At 58.4% G+C, this 497-nt stretch carries 1 protein-coding gene; it reads left to right on the top strand.

The window, feature by feature from the left end; genetic code table 11:
• Window positions 1-497: MFS transporter (locus ACU8YC_RS26390; RefSeq protein ID WP_446896178.1), on the top strand; the 497-nt coding region annotated here is incomplete at both ends.

A 497-nucleotide genomic window follows, 5' to 3' on the forward strand; every position in this document is an offset into this window, starting at 1 on the left:
GCCCCGTATTGCGGCCGATCTACAAGCCAGCGAGGCGCAACTGCATATCGCGTTTTCGGAATATCTGGCGGGAATGGCAACGGCGATGCTGTTCGCCGGTAAAATTGCCGACCAGCCAGGACGCAAACCCGTCGCCATTGCGGGTGCTCTCATTTTTATTGTCGCCTCCTCGCTATGTTCGTTCGCCGAGAGCGGTACGCCGTTCCTTGTTGGCCGCTTTATTCAGGGTGTAGGCGCAGGCTGCTGCTATGTGGTGGCTTTCGCCATTCTGCGCGATACGCTCGACGATCGCCGCCGGGCGAAGGTGCTGTCGCTGTTAAACGGTAACACCTGCATCGTGCCGGTGCTGGCGCCGGTGATGGGGCATTTGATTATGCTGAAATACCCGTGGCAGAGCCTGTTCTACACGATGATCGGCATGGGAGTAGTCGTTTGTCTACTGTCGGTGTTTGTCCTGCGAGAATCGCGCCCAGCGACGCTCCCGGCATCTGCAGAAA

It is taken from the genome of Citrobacter sp. VF227 (assembly GCF_052950715.1).